Raw genomic sequence first — 21,609 nt, 5'->3', positions numbered from 1 at the left:
AAGTATTAAAACAACGATTGTAGTCGATAGCTTGCGCCCGTGGTGCATCCGGGGCCAGATATCGACGCTCAAAATGGCGGTAATAGAGCCGCCTCTCGGGGAAAATCGGGCTTCACCGCGCATAGACGTTGCACCATGGCAGCTTTTGGCTCGGTAATCACGCCATCCTCGAAGGCCACCACGCGCAAACCGTGCTCGCGCGCCAGCTCCAGCAGCTCGCCAGGGCGCAGCAGGAAGGCCGGGTTGGAAGGTTTGCCGAACTGGGCATTACCGTCCGCGAAGGTTTCGTAAATCAGCACGCCGTTCGGCGCCAGGCTGGCCAGCATGTCGCCGAATAACGGACGATGCAGGTAGTTTGTCACCACGATGCCGGCAAAACGATGGGGGCCGAAGGACCAGACCGCGCCTTCCTCCTCCAGATCGATGGCGCTGGTGGTGATGCCCGGGCCGCTGGCGGCGGCCAGCGCCGTGGCGTCGCGGTCGACCGCCACCACCTCATGCCCGAGCGCCGCCAGGTGGCGCGCGTGGCGGCCGCTGCCGCAAGCGAGGTCCAGCACGGCGCCGCCGGGCACCAGCGGCGCGTAGCGCCCCACCCAGGCCGAGATTTGATCGCTCATGTGTAGGCCAATCCCATGGCTTCGCGCACGTCGCGCATGGTTTCCAGCGCCAGCCGGCGGGCCGCCTCGTTGCCGTCGGCCACGATGGCGCGCACCAGCGACGGGTCGTCCAGGTACGGCTGGGCGCGCTCGTGCATCGGCTCCTGCTCCTTGACGATGGCGTCGATGACGGGCTGCTTGCATTCGATGCAGCCAATGCCGGCGGATTTACATCCTTTTACCACCCATTCCTGGGTAGCCTGGTCGGAATACACCTGATGGAATTGCCAGACCGGGCAGCGGGCCGGGTCGCCGGAGTCGGTGCGGCGCACGCGCGCCGGGTCGGTCGGCATGGTCTTGATCTTCTTGCTGACCGCATCCTTGTCCTCGCGCAGGGCGATGGCGTTGCCGTAACTCTTGGACATCTTGCGGCCATCCAGGCCCGGCAGGCGCGAAGCCTCGGTCAGGCGCGCCTGCGGTTCGACCAGGATCAGCTTGCGGCTGCCTTCCAGGTAGCCGAACAGGCGTTCGCGGTCGCCCATGGACAGGCTCTGGGCGTCGTCCAGCATGGCCTTGGCCTGCTCCAGCGCCTCCTCCTTGCCGTCCTGCTGGTACTCGGTGCGCAGTTCGTTGTAGAGCTTGGCGCGCTTGCTGCCCAGCTTTTTGACGGCTTCCTGCGCCTTCTCCTCGAATCCCTTTTCTTTGCCGTACAAATGGTTAAAACGGCGCGCGATCTCGCGCATCATCTCAATGTGCGGCACCTGGTCCTCGCCCACCGGCACCTGGCTGGCGCGGTAGATCAGCACGTCCGCGGCCTGCAGCAGCGGATAGCCGAGGAAGCCGTAGGTGGCGAGGTCTTTGTTGGCCAGATTGTCGATCTGGTCCTTGTAGGTCGGCACCCGCTCCAGCCAGCCCAGCGGCGTGGCCATCGACAGCAGAAGGTGCAGCTCGGCGTGTTCCGGCACGCGCGACTGGATGAAGATGGTCGATTGCGACGGGTCGATGCCGGCGGCCAGCCAGTCGACCACCATGTCCCAGGTGCTGCGCTCGATGACGGAGGGGTCGTCGTAGTGCGTGGTCAGCGCGTGCCAGTCGGCCACGAAGAACAGGCACGGCAGCTCGGTCTGCATCTTGATCCAGTTTTTCAGGGCGCCGTGGTAATGGCCCAGATGCATGGAGCCAGTGGGACGCATGCCGGATACTACGCGGTCGGGATACATAGTCTGGCTCAGCTAAAAAGGAGTTGCAGCGGAAGTACCAGCAGGTGCCAAATACTCTGTACCAAATGCATGCCGCGCACCAGGAAGCCGGTCAGCAGGCCGAACTGCATCATCAGTATCAGGGCAATGAAAATATACACCCCGTACCGCTCAATGCGCGCGTACGGGCGCGCCAGCGACATCGGCAGCAGGCCGGTAACGATGCGTCCCCCGTCCAGCGGCGGCACAGGGATCAAGTTAAACACGCACATGGCGGAATTAACGGCCCACCCCGCCTGCGCCATCTTCACAAAGAAATCATCGCCATCAAAGCCGAAGACCTGAATCAGAACCACCCACAGGATGGTCCAGCCCAGGCCCATGGCGAAGTTGGCGGCGGGACCGGCGGCGGCCACGAAGGCCATCTGTTTTTTCGGGTTGCGCAAGCGGCCGAAATCGACCGGCACCGGCTTGGCGTAGCCCAGCGCCGGCAAGCCGACCAGGCTCAGCACCAGGGGCAGCAGAATGGTGCCGAACGGGTCGATGTGTTTCAGGGGATTGGCGGTCAGGCGGCCGAGGTCGGCGGCGGTGGGGTCGCCGAAGTAACGGGCGACGTATCCATGTGCGGCTTCGTGCAGGGAAATTGCAAAAAGAACAGGGATCAGGTAGACCGTGATGGTCTGGATAATACTGTCGGTTTCGTTCATGGGCGGGATTTTACCAGAGGTGCTGGGCCTTGCTTTGCGGCGCCGTCGAAGGCCGGCGTGCTTGCCTGGGAATTCGTCATTCCGGCGCAGGCCGGAATCCATGGAACGCTGGCGGGATCGCACACTCGGCATGGATCCCGGCCTGCGCCGGGATGACAGTAGCTGGATCAGAGTCCAAATGCGGCGGCGTCGCCCCGGCCCTGGCGCACCAGCACCGCCGCGTCGCCGGTCAGGTCGATCACCGTGGTCGGCTCCATGCTGCAGGCGCCGCCATCGATGATCAGTTCCAGCTGCTTGCCGAGACGCTCGCAAATCTCGTCGGCGTCGTTCAATGGTTCCTGCTCATCCGGCATGATCAGCGTGGTGCCCAGCAGCGGCTGATCCAGCTCGGCCAGCAGGGCATTGATGATGGCGTCTTCCGGCACCCGCAGGCCGATGGTCTTGCGCGAGGGATGGCTGAGCCGGCGCGGCACGCACTTGGTCGCTTCCAGGATAAACGTGAAGGGCCCCGGCGTGGCCGCCTTGAGCAGCCGGAACTGGCGGTTGTCCACGCGGGCATACACGCCCAGCTCGCTCAAATCGCGGCACAGCAGGGTCAGATGGTGTTTCTCGTCGATGCCGCGGATGCGGCGCAGGCGCTCGACCGCGCCCTTGTCGTCCAGATGGCATACCAGCGCATAGCAGGAGTCGGTCGGCACGGCGACGATGCCGCCGCCGTGGATGATCTGCGCCGCCTGTTTGATCAGGCGGACTTGCGGATTGACGGGATGTATCTGGAAAAATTGGCTCATGCTTAAGATTGTACGCTACGCAGCGCCGCGATACGTTCCTCGAACGGCGGGTGGGTCGAGAACAGCGCGCCCCAGCCGCCACGGCCGGCGCTGATGCCCGATGCCGCGAACGACTGCGGCAACTGCCCCGGCTCCACGCCGTTCAGGCGGGCCAGCGCGTGCTGCATCGGCAGCGTGCTGCCCAGCAGCTTGGCCGAACCGGCGTCGGCACGGAATTCGCGCTGGCGCGAGAACCAGGCCACGATCAGCGACGCCACCAGGCCGAACACGATCTCGCACACGAACACGGTGATCATGTAGCCGATGCCGGGGCCGCGACGCTCCTCGTTCTTGTTGAGCATGCTGTCCACGAAGAAGCCGACGATGCGCGCAAGGAACACCACAAAGGTGTTGGTCACGCCCTGGATCAGGGTCATGGTGACCATGTCGCCATTGGCAATGTGGGCCACCTCGTGGCCCAGCACGGCCTCCACCTCGTCGCGGTTCATGCTTTGCAGCAGGCCGGTCGAGACGGCCACCAGCGCCGAGTTCTTGAACGCGCCGGTGGCGAAGGCGTTCGGTTCGCCCTCGTACACCGCCACCTCCGGCATGCCGATGCCGGCGCGCTCGGACAGCGCCTTCACGGTGTTCACCAGCCACAGCTCGGTGGAGTTGGACGGATTCTCGATCACGCGCGCGCCGGTCGACCATTTGGCCATCGGCTTGGAAATCAGCAGCGAGAAGATGGCGCCGGTAAAACCGACCACCAGCGAGAACGCCAGCAGGCTGCCCAGCTGCAGCGTGCTGCCCGAGCCGGGACGGCCGATGCCCAGCAGCGACAGGACGATGGACAGCACCAACATCACCGCGAGGTTGGTGGCGATAAACAGGATAATACGTTTCATAGGGGATCTCCGGTTCGGACACTAGCCGAGATCATAAGGTAAGACCTGGTTAACGCAAAATCAAGATACAGCCACTTACAGGCCATCGGTAATCGACAGGCGAAATTACCACCAGTCGTGCCAGACCGGCGTGACGTTGGCCGGCAACGGCGGCAACGCCGCGAAATCGACGCGCGATTCGCCCGGCGCGTGAAAATCGGTGCCGCGCGAGGCCAGGAAGCCGTAGTGATTGGCCAGCTGCGCATACTCGGGATACTGATCGGGCGTGTGGCTGCCGGTCACCACCTCGATGGCGGCGCCGCCCAGCTGCTTGAACTCGCTGAACAGCTCGCCCTGCGCCAGCGGCGTGAAGCGATAGCGGCCCGGATGGGCGATCACCGCGATCCCGCCGGCGCCGCAGATCCATTTCACCGACTGTTCGAGCGTCGCCCAGCTGTGCGGCACATAGCCCGGCTTGCCTTCGGACAAATACTTCTTGAACACCTCCGCCGTGCTGGCGCAGGCGCCGATCTCGACCAGATAGCGCGCGAAGTGGGTGCGCGACATCAGGTCGGGATTGCCGACGTATTTGAGCGCGCCCTCGTAGGCGCCTTCGATGCCGATCAGTTCCAGCTGCCGGGCGATCTCGCGGCCGCGGTTGTCGCGGCCGGAGCGGGTGCTGGCCAGGCCGTCGACCAGGGCCTGGTTGTTCTCGTCGATCCGCAGGCCGACGATGTGCACCGTCTCCCTGGCCCAGGTGATGGAAATCTCCACGCCGGTGACGAAGCGCATGCCCTGCGCCTCGGCGGCGGCGCGCGCGGCGGGGATGCCGCGCACTTCATCGTGGTCAGTGAGCGCCCAGACGTCCACGCCCGCCTTGCGGGCAGTTTCCGCCACGGCGGCAGGAGCAAGGACGCCATCGGAGACGTTGGAATGGCAGTGCAAGTCTACTTTTAACATGCTGTCATTGTATCGCGGATGCGCGCCCCCCGCGCCAGCAACTCGGCAAAGCGGACTGGATCGATGTTGGAGCCGCACACCACCAGCCCCACCCGCTTGCCGGTCAGCCGCTCGCGCAGCGGTCCCATCAGGCCGGCCGTGGCCACGGCGGCGGCCGGCTCGGCCACCAGCTTGGCGTCGCGGAACAGATGCAGCATGGCGAGGCAGATCTCGTCATCCGTCACCCGCACCACCTCGCTGACGAAGCGGCGGCAGACGCTGAAGCTGTACTCCATCGCGTACGGCGCGCCCAGGCTGTCGGCCACGGTATCGATGCGCTCCAGCGCGACCGGCGCGCCGGCCTGCACGCTGCGGTAAAGGGCGTCGGCGCCAAACGGCTCCACGCCATACACCGCACACCGCGGGTTCAGCTGCCGCACCGCCGACGCAATGCCGGCCAGCAGGCCGCCGCCGCCCACCGGCACCACCACCGCATCCAGCCCGGGCACCTGCCGCATCAGCTCCAGCCCGACCGTGGCCGTGCCCTGCGCAGTCAGCGGGCCCTCGAAGGGATGCAGCATGGTGCGGCCCTCCTCCTGCACCAGCTGATTACCGTGGGCGAAAGCCGCGTGCATGCCGTCCATCAGCACCACCTCGGCGCCCAGTTCGCGGCAGGTGGCCACGCGCGCCGGATTGGCATGGCGCGGCATCACCACCTTGGCGCCGCAGCCGGCCAGGCGTGCCGTGTACGCCACTGCGATGGCGTGATTGCCGGCGCTGACCGCCACCACGCCGCGCGCGCGGGCCGCCGCATCCATCGCCGCGATGTTATTGAGTGCGCCGCGCAGCTTGAAAGTGCCGGTCTTCTGGAACAGCTCCAGCTTGAGCCAGACCTCGGTGGTGGGAAATTGTTCTTCGATGATGCCGGTCTGCCAGCACCACACGGGCGTATGCAGGACTTTGCCGCTCAGGCGCTCAGCGGTGGCGTGGATCTCGGACAGCGATGGGTAAGACGTCATGGGATGCTCCAAACGGATTATTCAAAGGGGTACACGTGTCTCCGGGGCGCCAAGCACCGGCACGCAGCCGCAGCTCAGCGACCCTGAATAATTCGAATAATGTTGGAGCGTGCGCCACCGCCAGCAGCGCGGCTGCTGTTGATTGCGGAGGCGTGAAGGAATTTCATGCGTTCAATCATGCCGAAAAAGCAAACGCATGGCAAGCATTTCTTAGGCCCCCAGGAATTCCTCGATCATCCGCGCCAGATCGGCGGGCTGGTCGTGGTGGAGCATGTGGCCGGCGTCGTAGACCATTTTTTGGGTGACGTCGCGCAGGTGGCCGAGGCGGCGGTCCAGTTCGGCGCGGCCGGCCGGCTTGGCGCCCATCCAGTCCCACATATTGGTCTGGTCGGCTTCCACCCACAGCACCGGCGCCGTGATGGCGCTCCAGCAGGCCATCACGTCATCGACGTGATAAGGCAGCGGGCCGGCTTGCTTGTGGATCGGGTCGCCCAGGATTTCCCATTCGCCGGCATCGTTCTGCGCCGACCAGTGCTGGGCCAGGAAGCCGGCCTTCTCGTCGCTCAGGCGCGGATTGGTCTTCTGCAAGCGGGCGGCAACGGCGGCCTGAGTCGGGTAGGTGCGCATCTCGTGCTTTTCCAGCAGGCTGTCCATCCACTTGGCGTAACGGCCCGGCGCCTGCTCCGGCTTGGACGAACGCAGGCCCGCGCCTTCCAGATTGATCAACTTGCGGATGCGCTCTGGCCGCGCCCCGGCATACAGGCCGACGATGTTGCCGCCCATGCTGTGCCCCAGCAGGTTGACGGCCTGATCCGGCGAGTAGTGGCGCAGGATGGCGTCCAGGTCGGCCAGGTAATCCGGGAACCAGTAGGTGTCGAGACCGTTGCGCTGCGACAGGCCGAAACCGCGCCAGTCCGGGGCGATCACGTGCCAGTCGCCCTTGAGCTCGTCCACCACGAACTGGAACGAGGCGCCCACGTCCATCCAGCCATGCATCATGAACAGCTTGGGCGCGCCCTCCTCGCCCCAGTGGCGCACGTGGCAGCGCAAGCCGCGGATGGTCAGGAATTCGGAGCGGGACGGTTTGTGGGTCATGATGCGATGCCTTGAAAATAGGAGAGCCAGCGCCATATCCTAGCCTTGCTGGCAGCAAAGCAAAATAATAGCACGACCGTTCGATAGCTGGGCGCGTAAAATAGCGCCATCCCACCGCACTCAAGCAGGTTTCCAATGTCAATATACCAACTTGGCGATCACACGCCCGAGATCGCCGCATTGTCATTTGTTGCCGATACCGCCACCGTGATTGGCAAGGTCAGCCTGCACGAGCACAGCTCGGTGTGGTTTGGCGCCACGCTGCGCGGCGACAACGAGCGTATCACCATCGGTGAAAACAGCAACGTGCAGGAAGGCACGGTCATGCATACGGACATGGGCTACCCGCTGACCGTGGGCCGCAACGTAACCATCGGCCACCAGGCCATGCTGCACGGCTGCACCATTGGAGACGGCTCGCTGGTCGGCATCCAGGCCGTGATCCTGAACGGCGCCAAGATCGGCAACGGCTGCCTGGTTGGCGCCGGCGCCCTGGTCACGGAGGGCAAGGCATTCCCGGACCACTCGCTGATCATCGGCGCCCCGGCCAAGGTCGCGCGCCAGCTGACGGCGGAAGAAGTGGCCGCCCTGCAAGGCAGCGCCGACAGCTATGTCAAACGCGGCCAACTGTTCAAGACGCAACTCAAAAAGATCGGATAACACAATGAGCATCACCCAAGACACCCTGCAAAAATTCATCTTCGACAACGCCGCCGTGCGCGGCGAGTTGATCGACATTTCCGCCACCTGGCGCGAAGTGCAGGCGCGTCACGACTACCCGGCCGCGGTCAAGAAAGTGCTGGGTCAGATGACGGCCGCCGCCGCCCTGCTGTCGGCCAATCTGAAATTCAACGGCTCCATCATCATGCAGATCCATGGCGACGGCCCGGTACGCCTGCTGGTGGTCGAGTGCGACGCCGAGCTGCGCCTGCGCGCCACCGCCAAGCTGAATCCGGACGTGGCCATTGCCGACGACGCCAACCTGACCTCGCTGCTGAACGCGCACGGCAAGGGCCGTTTCATCATCACGCTGGATCCGCTGGAAAAAGTGCCGGGTCAACAGCCCTACCAGGGCGTGGTGCCGCTGGATGGCGACGACGTGGCCACCGTGATTGAAAACTACATGCTGCGTTCGGAACAGCTGGACACCAAGCTGTGGCTGGCGGCCGACGACAATGTCTCGCGCGGCCTGCTGCTGCAAAAGCTGCCTTACCACGGCGGCAAGGCCGAAGCCACGCCGCTGAATCAGGAAGAGGCGCTGGAGACGTGGAACCGCGCGGTCATCCTGGGTTCGACCCTGAAAGAGCAGGAGTTGCTGGAAACAGGCATCGACGTGCTGATTCAGCGCCTGTTCTGGGAAGAGACCATCCGCGTGTTCGATCCGCTGCATCCGCAATTCCATTGCAGCTGCACGCGCGAGAAGGTTGGCAATATGCTGAAGATGTTGGGGCGCGAGGAAGTGGAAGGCGTGATTGCCGAGCGCGGCACGGTGGCGGTCAACTGCGACTTCTGCGGCCAGCACTACGAGTACGACAAGGTCGACTGCGCGCAGTTGTTCGCCAGCGACGCCCCGGTCGAAACCCTGCTGCCGGCCGGCGACGCCAAGCACTGACGGCTGTCGTTCCGGCGCAGGCCGGAACCTATAGAACACATGCGCTGTGGTAAAGCGCGCGTTCTATGGATTCCGGCCTGCGCCGGAATGACGTCAGGTTTCTTTCGCGTAGCGCTGAGCGAGTACGGCGCAGACCATCAGTTGCAACTGGTGAAACAACATCAGCGGCAGCACCACGGCGCCCAGCGCGCCGCCTGCGAACAGGACCTTGGCCATCGGCACGCCGCTGGCCAGACTCTTCTTCGATCCGCAGAACACAATCGCGATCCGGTCCTCGCGGTTGAAGCCCAGCCGGCGCGCCGCCTGCGCGCTGATGCCCATCACCAGCCCCAACAGCAGCACGTTAATCAGCATCAGCCCGGCCAGCGTGCCCCACGACACCTGGTGCCACAAGCCCTGCCCCACCGCCTCGCTGAACGCGGTGTACACCACCAATAAGATCGAGCCCTGGTCGACCATGCGCGTCAGCGGCTTGTGCCGCTCCACCCACGCGCCGATCCAGCGTCGCGCCACCTGACCGGCGATGAATGGCAACAGCAATTGCAAGGCGATCTGCATGGCCGATTCCAGCGGCGAGCCGCCCTGCATCTGGGCCGAGGTCAGCAAGCCCACCAGCACCGGCGTGATGAAAATCCCAAACAGATTCGAGGCCGAGGCACTGCAAATCGCCGCCGGCACGTTGCCGCGCGCCGCCGCCGTGAACGCGATCGACGACTGCACGGTGGACGGCAACATGCACAGGAACAGAATGCCGAGATACAAATCCGGCGTCACCAACGGCGTCAGCACCGGTTTCAACACCAGGCCCAGCAGCGGGAACAGGGCGAAGGTGCACAGCAGCACCAGCAAATGCAAGCGCCAGTGCGTGACGCCGGCGATCACCGCCTCGCGCGACAGCTTGGCGCCGTGCAGGAAGAACAGCAGCGATACGCCCACATGGGTGATGCCATTGAAGATCACGGCACCCTGGCCGTGGCAGGGGAACAGACTGGCCGCGACCACGGTCGCGATCATCGCCAGCGTGAAGTTATCCGGCAAAAAACGGGGACGATTCATTATTTAGGACACTTCACTTCCAGCACGTCGATGGCGCCGACGTTTTTGGCATTGGTGGCGCTGCGGATCAAGTCGACACGCTCCACACAGTTCTTCCGGACCAACCGCTCATACGTGCGAGTACAGGCGATGATCGCATCACCACCACTGCCGGCGTTGCAGTAAAAGCCCTCGGCCTGCATGCGCACCAGCGCCTGCTCCATCGGCATGCCGGGCTGCACGGTCTGGTTGATGAAATTCCCCAGCCGGGACTGGTCAATCGAGCAGGCCGCCAACATCAGTGGCAAAAGCGCCAATAAAAATCTCCGCATCGTCGCGTTCTCCTTATTTCCAGACAGCAGTGTAACGCATCGCGCACGTCATGATCCGGTCACACTCGGCCCCTATGATGCGCAGCGTTATTCATTCCCTAACCTGAGCAAAACATGAACAAGAAATTCCTCGCAGCCTTGACCCTCCCGATGCTGGCCATGGCCGCCAACGTGGCCGCCGCCGTCGCCGACATGGCTGCGAACGAGGCGCCGGAGATCGAAGCCGCCGCCGCCGCGCCCATCGCCACGGTGGAGGTGGCCACCCGCAAAACCCGCTCCTCGGTTGAGCTGAGCAAGAGCGACATGCAGAAAATCCTGCCGGGCGTGAACCCGCTGAAGGCGCTGCAAACCCTGCCGGGCGTCAGTTTCCAGACCGCCGACCCATGGGGCAACAACGAGCAAAACCTGTCGCTGTTCATCCACGGCTTCAGCGGCCAGCAACTGGGCTACACCATGGACGGCGTGCCGCTGGGTGACCAGCAGTACGGCAACTACAACGGCCTGTCGCCGCAGCGCGCCATCACCAGCGAGAACGTCGGCCGCGTGATCCTGTCGTCGGGCGCCGGCGACCTGGCCACCGCCTCCACCAGCAACCTGGGCGGCACCATCGAGACCTTCTCCAGCAACCCACTGGCCGACCGCAACGTGGCCGTGCAGCAGACCGTGGGCAGCTACAAGACCTCGCGCACCTATCTGCGCTACGACACCGGCAACTTTGGCGATGGCAACAGCGCCTATATCTCCGGCGTGCACCACGAGCAGAAGGCGTGGGACTTCAACGGCCGCCAGGGCGGCGACCAGATCAACGCCAAGTTCGTCAACAACAGCAGCCTGGGCCGCCTGACCATCTACGCCGCCTACTCGGACAAGATCGAACCGAACGAGGACAGCACCGTGCACTCGGCCACCGAGAAATACCAGCCGTACACGCGCCCGTTCATGTACCCGAACTTCCAGCAGGCGCTGGCCTACCTGTCGGCCACCGGCGCCACGCCTGCGGCCGAGGGCAACAACTACCGCAATTACTACAGCGATGCCCAGCGTACCGACTATCTGACCTACGCCAAGTTCGAGACCAACCTCACCGACACCACAAGCTGGACCAACCAGATCTACTACCATAACGACGACGGCGTCGGCGTGGTGGCAGGTCCGATCGGCGTGGCCGGCTTGCCGGCGCTGTTCGCGGTCTACTTCCCTGGCCAGAACCTGAAACAAGTGTTCGGCAATTCCGGCTACGCCACCCGCACCACCGAGTACGCCATCAACCGCAACGGCTGGCTGTCGACCCTGAATACCGAACTGGGCGATCACAAGCTGCAGGCCGGCTTCTGGCTGGAACATAACCGCTCCTCGGCCTACCGCCGCTGGTACGCGCTGGACGTGAACAACCCAAGCTCGCCCTACGATCGCCCAAGCAACCCGCTAATCACCCAGTACGGCAGCGAAATCGACAACAAGGTCGCCCAGCTGCACCTGCAGGATGAATGGCGCGTGTCGCCGGACGTAGCGCTGCAAGCCGGCTTCAAATCCAGCCTGCAGTTTGCGGATGGCCAGTTCCCGGTGCAGCCGAAATTCGGCGCGATCGCCAACTCGAGCGCACTGCCGGTGGGCGAAATCATCACCAAGAAATGGTTCCTGCCGCAGATCGGCGGCCGCTGGGACATCACGGCGCAAGACCAGGCCTTCTTCAACGTACAGAAGAACATGCGCCAGTTCGTGACCTATGGCGGTGGCGGCGTGTCGCCATGGAGCTTGTCGAGCCAGGGCGCGTTCGACCTGTTCAAGTCCACCGCCAAGCCGGAAACCTCGATCACCTACGAGGCCGGCCTGCGCACCAACCACCAGCTGAACTGGGGCGCGGTGAGCGCGTTCGACGGCCAGATCAACGTCTACCACGTCGACTTCAAGGACCGCCTGCTGCAAATCAGCCCGACCTCGGTCATCACCTCCATCATCGGCGGCAACCTGGCGGTGCTGACCAACGTCGGCAGCGTTAAGACCAACGGCATCGACTTCTCCGGCACCCTGCACTTCGGCCGCAACTTCTCGCTGTACAACGCGCTGTCGTACAACCAGTCCAAGTATGACGACAACTACGTCAGCGGCAAGGACATCGTGCCAACCGCTGGCAAGAAGGTGCCGGGCAGCCCGGAGTGGATGGATAAATTCGTCGCCACCCTGACCGTGGCCGACACCGAATTCCAGCTGAGCGGCGACTACGTCGGCAATCGCTACGCCACCTACACCAACGACCTGTCGGTGAAGAGCTACTTCCTGACCAACCTGGGCGTCTCGGGCAAGCTGCCGTTCCTGAACGGCGGCTGGCTGAAGAACGCGCGCTACCGCCTGAACGTCACCAACCTGACCAACAAGGAGGGCGATCTCAACGTGGTGGTCGGCGCGGCCAGCGGCACGTACAATACATTCCCAATCGCCCCACGCCAGGGCTTCCTGACCTTGATGGCAGACTTCTGATGAACACACTTTATTTACCCAAGCGGCTTTCGCGCCGCGGCTTCATCCAGACGGCGGCGGTGGCCGGCGGCACGCTGCTGCTGTCCTCCTCCGCGCTGGCCAAGGGCGTGACCGCGCTGACGGCCGGCACGGCGGCGGCGGCCGGTAACGTCGATCTGTCCGGCCTGCCGGGCGTGGCGCCGGTGGGCGCCGGCGCCGGCCGCCCGCTGGTGTTCGGCCACCGTGGCGCCAGCGCGCTGCGTCCGGAGCATACGCTGGCGTCGTACGCCAAGGCGATCGCGGATGGCGCCGACTACGTCGAGCCGGACCTGGTCAGCACCAAGGACGGCGTGCTGGTCGCGCGCCACGAAGCGTTCCTGAGCGAGACCACCGACGTCGCCAGCCATCCCGAATTCGCCAGCCGCAAGGCCCGCAAAACCATCGACGGCGAAACGCACGAGGGCTGGTTCGTGGACGACTTCACGCTGGCCGAGCTGAAAACCCTGCGCGCGGTGGAGCGCATCCCGCAATTCCGCCCCGGCAGCGCGCAGTACAACGGCATGTTCCAGGTGGCGACGTTTGAAGAAATCATCGACTTCGTGGCGGCTGAAGCGGCGGCGCGCGGGCGCATCGTCGGCATCGTGCCGGAGCTGAAGCATTCTACGTATTTCGCCAGCGTCGGCCTGCCGCTGGAGGACCGCTTCCTGTCGATACTGGCCGCGCACGATTACACGCGCCGCAACCCGGTGGAAATCCAGTCGTTTGAGATCGCCAACCTGAAATACCTGCGAAGCAAGCTTGGACGCCGCGCCAACCTGCGCCTGATGCAGTTGGTGATCAACGAAAACGTGCGTCCGATGGACGTGGCGGCTGCCGGCGGCACGCTGACGTTCGCGCAAATGCTGACGCCAGCCGGCCTGCGCGACATCGCCCAGTACGCCGACGTGGTGGCGCCGCCGACGCGCGCCATCATCCCGCTGAAAAAGGACGGCACGCTGGCCGAGCCATCGTCGCTGGTGGACGACGCCCACAAGGCCGGTCTGCGCGTGGAACCCTGGACCTTCCGCCCAGAAAACAAGTTCCTCGCAGCCGACTTCCGCAGCAACGCCGGCGACTTCGCCCGCAACGAGGCGGGCTCGATCGCGGAAATCAAGCGCTACATCGCCACCGGCATCGACGGCTTCTTCACCGACGATCCCGCCCTGGGCCGCGCCGCCCTTGGTTAAGAGCAGGTCAGGCTGCCGCTAAGCGCGCGGCAGCCTGACCGTTGCCAACAGGCCTCCCCCCGGCGCGTCGCCAAGGTCGATGCGGCCATGGTGACTGGCCGCCACGGATGCCGCGATCGCCAGGCCCAGGCCGCTTCCACTTTGCGTCTGACGCGGATCGCGGAAGAACCGGTCGAACACCCGCTTGCGCAACTCCGGCGCAATCCCCGGTCCCTGGTCGCGCACCGACAACAGCAGCTCATCGCCAGCGACGGCGATGCTCACCTGTACCATGCCGCCGGGCGGACTGTACTTGATGGCGTTCTCCACCAGGTTGTCGATCAGCGACACCAGGCTTTCGCTATGGCCAAGGATGTGCACCGGCTCGGCCGCCACCAGTTCCAGCTCCACGCCACTGCGCGAGGCCAGCATCGACAAGATCGCCAGCCGGTCCTGCAACAGCACGTCCAGCGCCAGCCGGACATGCGGCGCGCTGTCCGGCGCGTCGCTGCGCATCAGCTGCAGCAACTGCCCCACCAGCCGGCCGGCGCGGTTGCCGCTGCTGAGGATGCCATTCAGCAGTTCGCGCTGCACTGGATGGTCGGTCTGCCGCTGCAGGGCCTCGGCGTGCACCCGCATCGCCGCCAGCGGCGTGCGCAGCTCGTGCGCGGCGTCGGCAATAAAGCTGCGCTCGCGCTGCGCGCTGCTGCTGACCCGCAACAACAAGGCGTTGATGCTGTCGACCAGCGCCACCAGTTCACGGTGCGGCGGCCGCGAAGTCAGCGGCGTCAGGTCGGCCGGACCGCGCGCCGCCACCTCCTGCGCCACCTGCCGCCAGGGCCGCATCGCCAGGCGGATCGACAACCAGGCCGGCAACGGCAGTAGCGGCAGGCTGATCAGCAATGGCAGCAGAAAATAACCGCGTGAATTGACCGCCAAGAACAGTTCCATGGGCTCGGCCGGTCCGGCGAACATCACCGTGGTGCCGGTGTCGGGTGAGCGGAAGGTGCGGGCCCGATAGCGCACGCCGCCGAGGTACATCGTTTCCACGCCGTGTTCGGGCGCGCCTTGCACGCCGGACGGCATGCCCTCGGTCTGGTAGATCAGCTTGCCGCCCTGCCAGACCATCATCAGCGGACTGATGTCGAGCAGGTCGCTTTCGACGAAGTCCTCGCGCAGCGCCGCGTCCACCGCGCGCAGCGTGCGCTGCTGCTGCGCCGGCTGGCTGGCCAGGTTGTCGGCCACCAGCAGCACCGCCTGGCCGGTGCTCGCGGAGCTCAGGTAGCCGGGCGTATCGCCGCCGTCGTTCAGGACCAGCGCGAACACCGTGCCCCACAACGCCAGCACCAGCACCACCTGCGCCACCATCAGGCGGCGCACCAGCGTCGGCTCGCGGACCATGCGCCAGCCGCGTTGCAGCAGCTTCACGCGGCACCGCCCGGCGGCTGCACGTCGATCACGTAACCGACCCCGCGCACGGTGCGGATATAGCCCTCGCCGATCTTGCGGCGCAGATTGGCCACGTGCACGTCCAGCGTGTTGCTGGCGTTGCTCTGGCCGCCGGGCAGGGTCTGCTCTTCCAGCGCGCGCCGCGTCAGCACACGGTCGGCGCGCATCATTAGCATTTTCAGCAGCGCGTACTCGCTGGCGGTCAGCTCCACCGCGCGGCCGTGGATGCTGACGCGGCGCGTGGGCGCGTGCAGCAACAGGCCGCGCACCTCGATGGTCTCGCCGTCAAAGCCGTAGCTGCGACGGGCCAGCGCCCGCACCCGCGACAGCAGCTCGGCCAGCACGAACGGCTTGACCAGGTAATCGTCGGCGCCGCCGTCGAGGCCGCTCAAGCGATCGCTGAGGGCGTCGCGCGCGCTGAGGATCAGCACCGGCACACCGGCGCCCCAGTCGCCTCGCTCGCGGCTGCGGCGCAGCTGGGACAGCAGCCGCAGGCCGTCGCCGTCCGGCAGGCCGAGGTCGAGCAGCACCAGGTCGCAGCCATCGTGTTCCAGGCAGCGGGTGGCGTCCGCCAGCGTGCGCACCCACACCACGGTCATGCCTTGCTCGGACAGAGCGATGCGCACGCCGTTGCCAAGGTCCAGGTCGTCTTCTATCAACAGGATTTTCATGGCGTTATTAAAGCACGCCAAGCTGAAGATCAGCTAAAGCGCGCCTTCATCTGTTCTTCATCCAAGGCTCAGCTTGCCTTCATGGCCGCTGCGGATACTGGTCGCAGTCAACCGGCCCGGGGTGGCGCCGGTTCTACCCTGAATGGAACTTAACTATGCAAAAACGCTCTTGCCTGATCTTTGCCGCGACCTGCCTGCTGAGTGGCGGCGCCCCGGCGGCCGAGGACAACCAATTGCTGATCGGCGGCGGTGTCGCCGTCGAGGCGCGCTACGCCGGCTCCGACCGCAACAAGGCCGCGCCGCTGGTGGTGCTGGACTACACCCACGCCAGCGGCTTCTTTGCCAGCACGCTGCGCGGGGTGGGTTATGGCGGCCAGGATGGTCCGGTCAGCTACAGCGCGGCACTCGGCTATCGCGGCGGGCGCAAGGACAAGGATCAGCACTCGCTGTTCGGCAACACCGGCAGCAATGAACTGAAAGGCATGGGCGAAATCAAGGGCAATCCCAGCGCGGTGCTGGGCCTCGGCTTCAAACCGCTGCCCATGCTGGAATTGACGCTCAGCGCCGACCTGCCGCTGTCACACCGCGAAAACGGCAAAACGCTCCACGCCGGCATCGGCGCGCAGTTGCTTCGCGGCGGCCCGGACAATGTATCGCTGGCACTGGCCGCTGGTTTTGCAGACAACAACTACCTGCAGACCTACCATGGCGTCACCGCCGCTCAGGCCGCCACGTCCGGCTTCAGCGCCTACCGTCCCCGTGGCGGGCTGTACGAGGCCAGCACCATGCTCACCTGGGAGCATAGCTTCGATGCCCGCTGGAGCGCGACCACCATGCTGGGGGCGACGCAATTGCTGCGCGATGCCTCGCGCAGCCCGCTCACCAAGCGCAAGACCAATCCCACCGCCGGTTTTTACGTCAGTTATGCCTACTGAATGCGCGCCGGTCAGCCTGGACGCGGGCATCAGCGCCCACCGCGGCCTGGACAGGCTGCGCGAATGGTTGAAGCTGCACGGCCGCGCCCTCGTGCATCGCCAGGCCACGCGTGACTGGTTACGGCAACTGGCGGAGCAGCCCCTGATGCGGGACCTGCTGCGCATCAGTCCCGGACTGATGAAGAAAATCTACCGCCCCTACTTCAGCGCCTCGCTGTCGCACGGACAGCGCGTCGAGCTGCTGCGCACGCACTATCGCCACCTTGGCCTGCACGGTCTGGGCAGCCTGGTACAGCGCGCCGCGCGCGGCCCGGTGCCGCTCGGCAGCGTCAGCGGAAAGTCGGGCCAGGTGTATGCGCTGCAGTTATCGGCCATCGGCGTGATGGAGCGCGAAGGCGAACTGGTGCTGCAATTACTGGACGGCGCCGGCGTGCTGTACTCGGTGGCGTTCTGCTTCCTGCTAGAGGGAGCGGCGATCCACATCGGTATCGGCGGCTTGCAGGGGCCGAAGCAGGCCGGCCGGCTGGAACGGGTGCAGCACGCCACCCGTGACCTGCACGGGCTCAGGCCGAAGAATCTGATGGTCAGGCTGGTGGCGCGCTGGGGCTGCGAACACGGTTGCGCTGGCATGATCCTGGTCGGTAACGGCAACCGGACGGTACGTGACGCCATGCGCCGAGGCAAGGTGCACGCCGACTACGATGCGCTATGGCGCGAATTCGACGCTGTGGCGCGTGGCGACGGCAACTATGCGCTGCCCTGCCACTTGCCGCCGCCACTGACCACCAAGGCGCGCAAGCGGCACGAGGTCGCCCACGCCTTCTGTAGCGCGATGAGCGATGCGCTGGGCGTCTGGAAACGCAGCCGGCACGCGGTCACCGTGCCGGCGCCGGGCTGGCCGCGCGACCTGCTTGACGCGGCCTGACGCCGGTTCAGTTGCTGGCCTGGCGGGGCGCGTCGGCTTTGGGCAGGGCCATGGCCAGGTCGATCCATGCTTGCGGGACGGGATTGTCGCGGCTGCGCACGCCGAAGAAACTCACGACTTCGTTGCCGTCCTTGTCGTAGAACTCGACGTTCACCACGCCGGCGCGCTTGACCACGTAGCCGCTCACAAACGCGCTGTCGCGCAGGTGCAGGTTGAATTCCGGGTCCAGCACGTTGAAGTAGCCGCCCGCCTCCTGCACCTTGTTGATCTTGCCGCTGAAGATCTGGATGGTCGAGTCGTTGCCCAGGAAGGCCATGATTTCAACCTGTTTCTTGGCCGCCTCTTCCAGCAGCTGACGCACCGCCTGCGGCGCGATGCGCTGCACCTTGTCGACCGGCCCCAGACGCAGGCCCTGTTCGCGCGTCACACCAAATTCACTGAGCAGGCGATTGAATTGGTGGACGTCGTTGATTTCATTCCAGGCTTGCTGGAATTCCTTCACGTCCACCGCGCTGTCCGGTTTCTGGACTTTCTTGACCGGTGCCGCCGCCACCTTCAGATCCGCGCTCTGCACCGGATTGCGGAAGTCGGCCACGATCTTGTCGAACACGGGCACGCCAGCGTCGCTCTTCACGTACACCTTGTGCACGGCGTTGCCGCTGGCGTCGAAAAATTGCAGGCTGCGCGATACCGCGCCATCCTTGCCCGGCTGTGCCACCGCGAACGCGTACTTCCAGTTCTTGAAGGTGAAGCGCAGGTCGATCTCGCCACCCAGGTAGCCGCCGGCGATGTTGCGCATGCGCGCTTCGCGTTCTTTTTCCTTGTCGGCGTCGAGGCCGGTGACCGGTTCTTGCGGCTTCATTTTGGTCGCCACGCCGGTACGCTCCAGGATGCCGTTTTCATTGCGCGTCATCGCCATGACTTTGCCGAGATTCAACGCGCGGCGCATGATTTCGCGCGGCACATTGTCGCCCTCCTGCAGACGGGTGACGGTTTTGCCGATGCCGTTGGCGGCCAGCAGTTCGGCTTCCGACACATTCAGCTTGGCGGCGGCGTCGCGCAGCGCCAGCTTGGGTTGTTCGGCGCGCAGCGCTTCGTAGCGCTCGGTCAGACTGGCTGCGCCCGCCGGCAACGACGAGATCAGCATGGCGCCGGTCAGCGCCAGCACAAATCGATGGTGGGGTTTCATATGCTAGCTCCTTAGTAGATCACTTTGAGGTTGAAGGCGTAATTGCGGCCCGGACGCGCCTGGCGTTCGATGTCGGCAACGTTGGCCGCCGTGGTGCCAGCCACCAGCGTGCGCGACGAGGCGTAGTCCCAGTACTTCCTGTCGCCCAGGTTGTACACGCCGCCGCTCAGAACGACGTGCTTGTTGATGTGCCAGTACGCGGTCAGGTCGAACACGCTGTAGCCCGGCACCTTGAACAAGGTCGTGGCGCTGCCGGTCAGCACGTCGCTGGCGGCGCGCTTGCCGCGTGCGGTGCTGGCGGTGAAGGCGGCGCCGGCGATCGCGCTGTCATAGGCGAAGCTTGCACTGGCTTTATACGGCTGCACCGACGCCAGGTCGGCCTTCTTGCCGGTCAGGACGTTTTCCGCCGTGCCTTTGGAGGCGCCCGCCGCCAGGTTGACGCTGTAGCCCTTCATGCCCTGCAGCCACTGCCCCAGCAGCAAACGGGTGTTGAATTCGGCGCCGTAGATTTTGGCCTTGCCGATGTTTTCCGGACGGTACAGGCCTTGCGTGATGGTCGGGTAGTTGACCGGATCGGCCGGCTGCGTCACGTATTCAATGAAATCGTCGTAGCGGGTGTTGAACACGGAGGCGCTGAATTCCACGCCCGGCGTCGGCGTCCCTTTCAAGCCCAGTTCGAAGGCGTTGCTGGTTTCTTTCTTCAGATCCGGATTGCCCAGCACGGCATAGCCATTGCCGGCGGCGGTGTAGCTGAACGAGTCATAAGTGCCGGTACGCTCGGCCGCCGATGGCAAACGCGTGCCGCGCGAGTACTGCGCGTAGGCGTTGAAGTTGGGGAGCAGTTCCACTGACAGGTTCAGCGAAGGCGTTAGGAAGGAATCGGTTTCCTCCTTGATTTCCTTGGCGGCGTTGGGTATCGCCACACCGTACCTGGCCAGGTTTTGCGGCTTCAGCTTGCGCTGTTCGCCGCGCAGGCCGGGCGTCAACGTCGCTTGATGGCCGCCCAGCGCAAAGTCGAATTCGCCGCGCAGGTAGGCCGCGTACTTGTCGGTGTCCATGTCGGCCATGCGGTATTTGCTGGTGTACTGGTGCGCGCCGGTGGCCACCACCAGGCGGTCCTCGTTCCACGGACGGCGGCTTTCCTGCTGTTCGTACAGCACGCCATAACTCAGCAGGTTGCCAACGCCGATTTGTTTGGTGGCGTCCAGCGCTATGCCCTTGCTGTCGTTGTAGTAACCGGTGTTGATGTCGCGCACGTACTTCTGGCCGCCGCTGACGTAGTCGGCGTGGGTCAGGTCGACCACTTCGGCTTTCTGCGTGTATAGCTTGGTGTCCAGGGTGTCGAACAGGGCCATGCCCGCCGCCCATTGGTGGTCGATGCTGAAGCGGGTGCGCCTGGTGTTGGAGCCTTGCGAGACGCCGGTCGGATACAGGGCGCTGGTTTTGTTGTCGTAGTCGCGGTTGTGCTCGGCCTTGAAACGGTCGAAGGTGAAGTTCAGCTTCTGGCCTTGCGCGATGGTCCAGTGCAGCTTGGCCAGCACGGCGTCCGAATTCCAGTCATCCGGATTCAGCGGCGCGCTGCTCTTGCTGTCGGCCTGCTCGCCGTCGCGATGCACGGCCACGATCAGCGCCTGCAGGCTCGGATTGATCTGGGTGGCGGCGGTGATGGCGTGCAGGCGCGCCGCGTGGTCCGACGTGTAGCCGAACTTGTAATCGGCGTAGACTTTGCGCGAGCCGTCGAGGTAGTCTTCGGGCGCCTTGGTGACGAACGAGACCGAACCGCCCAGGCCCGGCGTGCCGCCGCCGGCCGGGCTGGAGCCGGAACCGATGCGCACTTCGCGGAAAGTCTCCGGATCGAAGTAGTCGCGGCCGATGCCGAACGAGTTCATCGAGGTGCCGTCCGGCTTCGGCGCGGCGTCCGGCAGCGAGATGCCATCCAGTTCGAGGCTGACGCGGTTGCCTTCCACGCCGCGGATGTTGACGCCGGTATTACCCGGGCTGTCCCACACGCTGCCGCCACCGCTGGCCGCCGCCGGCACGCTGATCAGCGGCGAGTAGCGTGAGATGTTGCTGAGGTCGATCGCGTTGTTTTGCTCAAGCTGGCGCGAGTTGATAACGGTGGTGCTGCCATTGCGGGTGGTGCTGGCGGCATCATCGCGCCTGGCCTGGACCAGGATTTCCGACAATTCGCCGGCGACTTTGGCTTCCTGTGCAAACGCAGGCAAGGCAACCGCGCCCAGCATCACCAGCAGGGCGGATTGGACGTGAAGGGACAAAGGCGCGGCCGTGTGCCGGGCGCCCGTAGGGGTAGCGACCATAGTTATCCAAGAGAGAGTGGTTAAACAGCTGGCTCTCGGACAAGGGGCGATCGCTGGCAAAAACGCATCTTAACAATAATGATTCTCATTTACAAGAGAAAATGAGATGTACCGGCTCAGCTTGTTCTGACAGGAATTGTCAGATGAGTTAGAGCCTGATGACCGTATATGGACTCCTCCTCGTTTGCAAACATTCCGTCTTTGACTTTCAGGTACGACTGCTCACGTATATTCGGTCTCTAACTGCATTGCCCGCTTTCGGGCAAGGACCA

General features: G+C 64.7%; 20 protein-coding genes. 6 read left to right on the top strand and 14 right to left on the bottom strand.

The genetic code is table 11. The annotated features are described in order from the left end of the window. Positions 1-68: 68 nt before the first annotated feature. The 8 genes from FHW83_RS17630 to FHW83_RS17595 all read right to left on the bottom strand — a co-directional run bounded on the left by FHW83_RS17630 (position 69) and on the right by FHW83_RS17595 (position 7,209). Entirely contained in the window at positions 69-617 is a 549-nt protein-coding gene (locus tag FHW83_RS17630; RefSeq protein ID WP_176647657.1) for a bifunctional 2-polyprenyl-6-hydroxyphenol methylase/3-demethylubiquinol 3-O-methyltransferase UbiG, read from the bottom strand. Beyond that, the gene (locus tag FHW83_RS17625) at positions 614-1,816 is read right to left on the bottom strand and encodes a tryptophan--tRNA ligase (RefSeq protein ID WP_176647656.1); all 1,203 of its coding nucleotides are present in this window, start codon (positions 1,814-1,816) and stop codon (positions 614-616) included. The genes FHW83_RS17630 and FHW83_RS17625 overlap by 4 nt, the downstream gene beginning before the upstream one ends. A gap of 8 nt (positions 1,817-1,824) precedes the next feature. Then, complete coding sequence (locus FHW83_RS17620; RefSeq protein ID WP_176647877.1) at positions 1,825-2,502, bottom strand: site-2 protease family protein; 678 nt, start codon at positions 2,500-2,502, stop codon at positions 1,825-1,827. 167 nt (positions 2,503-2,669) lie between these two features. After that, complete coding sequence (locus tag FHW83_RS17615; protein ID WP_176647655.1) at positions 2,670-3,293, bottom strand: L-threonylcarbamoyladenylate synthase; 624 nt, start codon at positions 3,291-3,293, stop codon at positions 2,670-2,672. A 2-nt stretch (positions 3,294-3,295) separates the two neighbouring features. Next, positions 3,296-4,177 carry a protease HtpX gene (gene htpX, locus FHW83_RS17610; protein WP_176647654.1) on the bottom strand — a complete coding sequence of 294 codons (882 nt, stop codon included), beginning with the start codon at positions 4,175-4,177 and terminating at the stop codon, positions 3,296-3,298. Positions 4,178-4,282: 105 nt separating this feature from the next. Then, entirely contained in the window at positions 4,283-5,116 is an 834-nt protein-coding gene (locus tag FHW83_RS17605) for a 3',5'-nucleoside bisphosphate phosphatase (RefSeq protein ID WP_176647653.1), read from the bottom strand. Beyond that, positions 5,110-6,114: a threonine/serine dehydratase gene (locus FHW83_RS17600; RefSeq protein WP_176647652.1), complete on the bottom strand. Its 1,005-nt coding sequence runs from the start codon at positions 6,112-6,114 to the stop codon at positions 5,110-5,112. Before FHW83_RS17600 ends, FHW83_RS17605 begins: the two co-directional genes overlap by 7 nt. A 210-nt stretch (positions 6,115-6,324) precedes the next feature. After that, positions 6,325-7,209, bottom strand: coding sequence for an alpha/beta fold hydrolase (locus tag FHW83_RS17595; RefSeq protein WP_176647651.1), 885 nt, complete (start codon positions 7,207-7,209; stop codon positions 6,325-6,327). A 135-nt stretch (positions 7,210-7,344) separates the two neighbouring features. Between FHW83_RS17595 and FHW83_RS17590 the strand changes: the two genes are divergently transcribed. Beyond that, a complete protein-coding gene (locus tag FHW83_RS17590) occupies positions 7,345-7,869 on the top strand; it encodes a gamma carbonic anhydrase family protein (RefSeq protein ID WP_176647650.1) in 525 nt (174 codons plus the stop codon). Positions 7,870-7,873: 4 nt separating this feature from the next. Next, entirely contained in the window at positions 7,874-8,821 is a 948-nt protein-coding gene (gene hslO, locus FHW83_RS17585; protein WP_176647649.1) for an Hsp33 family molecular chaperone HslO, read from the top strand. 93 nt (positions 8,822-8,914) lie between these two features. On the opposite strand, the gene FHW83_RS17580 is transcribed toward hslO, so the two are convergent. Both FHW83_RS17580 and FHW83_RS17575 read right to left on the bottom strand, forming a co-directional pair. Next, complete coding sequence (locus FHW83_RS17580; RefSeq protein ID WP_176647648.1) at positions 8,915-9,877, bottom strand: bile acid:sodium symporter family protein; 963 nt, start codon at positions 9,875-9,877, stop codon at positions 8,915-8,917. Further along, positions 9,877-10,173 (bottom strand): hypothetical protein, encoded by a 297-nt coding sequence (locus FHW83_RS17575; RefSeq protein WP_229224247.1) that lies wholly within the window; start codon positions 10,171-10,173, stop codon positions 9,877-9,879. The genes FHW83_RS17580 and FHW83_RS17575 overlap by 1 nt, the downstream gene beginning before the upstream one ends. Positions 10,174-10,302: 129 nt before the next feature. On the opposite strand from FHW83_RS17575, the gene FHW83_RS17570 reads away from it, so the two are divergent. Together FHW83_RS17570 and FHW83_RS17565 are read left to right on the top strand one after the other, a co-directional pair. Further along, positions 10,303-12,666 (top strand): TonB-dependent receptor, encoded by a 2,364-nt coding sequence (locus FHW83_RS17570; protein ID WP_176647646.1) that lies wholly within the window; start codon positions 10,303-10,305, stop codon positions 12,664-12,666. Continuing rightward, complete coding sequence (locus FHW83_RS17565) at positions 12,666-13,871, top strand: glycerophosphodiester phosphodiesterase (protein ID WP_176647645.1); 1,206 nt, start codon at positions 12,666-12,668, stop codon at positions 13,869-13,871. Before FHW83_RS17570 ends, FHW83_RS17565 begins: the two co-directional genes overlap by 1 nt. An 18-nt stretch (positions 13,872-13,889) precedes the next feature. Here the strand turns inward: FHW83_RS17565 and FHW83_RS17560 are convergent, their stop codons facing one another. Then, complete coding sequence (locus tag FHW83_RS17560) at positions 13,890-15,278, bottom strand: sensor histidine kinase (RefSeq protein ID WP_373997230.1); 1,389 nt, start codon at positions 15,276-15,278, stop codon at positions 13,890-13,892. Next, complete coding sequence (locus FHW83_RS17555) at positions 15,275-15,970, bottom strand: response regulator (protein WP_176647644.1); 696 nt, start codon at positions 15,968-15,970, stop codon at positions 15,275-15,277. Before FHW83_RS17555 ends, FHW83_RS17560 begins: the two co-directional genes overlap by 4 nt. Before the next feature lie 155 nt (positions 15,971-16,125). Between FHW83_RS17555 and FHW83_RS17550 the strand changes: the two genes are divergently transcribed. Continuing rightward, positions 16,126-16,905, top strand: a complete 780-nt coding sequence (locus tag FHW83_RS17550; RefSeq protein WP_176647643.1) for a MipA/OmpV family protein — start codon at positions 16,126-16,128, stop codon at positions 16,903-16,905. Then, on the top strand, positions 16,895-17,830 hold the full coding sequence (locus FHW83_RS17545; RefSeq protein WP_176647642.1) for a DUF535 family protein: 936 nt from the start codon (positions 16,895-16,897) through the stop codon (positions 17,828-17,830). Before FHW83_RS17550 ends, FHW83_RS17545 begins: the two co-directional genes overlap by 11 nt. A 7-nt stretch (positions 17,831-17,837) precedes the next feature. Here the strand turns inward: FHW83_RS17545 and FHW83_RS17540 are convergent, their stop codons facing one another. Continuing rightward, a complete protein-coding gene (locus FHW83_RS17540; protein WP_176647641.1) occupies positions 17,838-19,019 on the bottom strand; it encodes a hemin-degrading factor in 1,182 nt (393 codons plus the stop codon). Positions 19,020-19,030: 11 nt separating this feature from the next. Then, positions 19,031-21,295, bottom strand: a complete 2,265-nt coding sequence (locus tag FHW83_RS17535; protein ID WP_229224246.1) for a TonB-dependent receptor domain-containing protein — start codon at positions 21,293-21,295, stop codon at positions 19,031-19,033. Positions 21,296-21,609: the final 314 nt, after the last annotated feature.

The sequence above is a fragment of the Duganella sp. SG902 genome (assembly GCF_013376005.1).
Lineage (GTDB): Bacteria > Pseudomonadota > Gammaproteobacteria > Burkholderiales > Burkholderiaceae_D > Rugamonas.
The sequence above is the reverse complement of the archived record's forward strand: the minus strand, read 5'-3'. Positions and strand labels throughout refer to the sequence as shown.